The following is a 627-nucleotide window of genomic DNA, read 5'->3' as shown; positions in this document are numbered from 1 at the left end:
CCGGGAGCCTGCTCGTGTTCGTCCCCGGCCTTGCGGACCGTGATGGAATTGCGCAGCAGCGGACCGGCCTTGGTCGCAGACAGGCCCTTTGGCCTGGCGGCGTCTTTGGTGGGCTTGAGGAGCCGGTCGATCGTGGCCCCGGAGATCTTCAGCAGCTGCGCCTTCACCGCCGGGGTCAGCCTCTTGGCGTCGAGTTCCCCGAAGGACTGAAGCTTGGGCAACCAGATGCCCATGGTCGCAGCCATATACTTCCCCGAGGGCATCCCGGCCAGCCGCCATACGCTGATCAGGATCTTCAAGGTGTCATAGCCGTAGGTCCGCCCACGCGGTTTCCGGACGACCGACTTCGCGGGCCCTTTCCGCTTACGCGCCGTGGACAGGGCCCGGCGGGCGTTGGCCCTGGACCACCCGGTCACGGCGACGAGCTCGTCCAGAACCAACCCCTTGACGCTCTTGGACGACTTCGCATAATCGGCTGCGTACTTCTTCGTGATTTCTCTACGCGTTGCCATCGACAGGTCCATCCCTCATCGTCACCGCCGTGCCCGAAGCGGCCCGTGATTTCGCGAGCGTTTCTCAAATGAGGCATGCACCCCGTTTCGCGAGCACTATTGGTGAGTCTCGTCG

Annotated in this window: 1 pseudogene; it reads right to left on the bottom strand. The window is 64.1% G+C overall.

Annotated elements, in window-relative coordinates:
- Positions 1-512: pseudogene (locus NQJ30_RS18850) on the bottom strand (integrase catalytic domain-containing protein); the annotation flags it as partial.
- Positions 513-627: the final 115 nt, after the last annotated feature.

It is taken from the genome of Pseudarthrobacter sulfonivorans (genome assembly GCF_024391045.1).
Taxonomy (GTDB): domain Bacteria; phylum Actinomycetota; class Actinomycetes; order Actinomycetales; family Micrococcaceae; genus Arthrobacter; species Arthrobacter sulfonivorans_B.
Note: the sequence above shows the minus strand (reverse complement) of the source record. Positions and strands in the feature narration are given on the sequence as shown.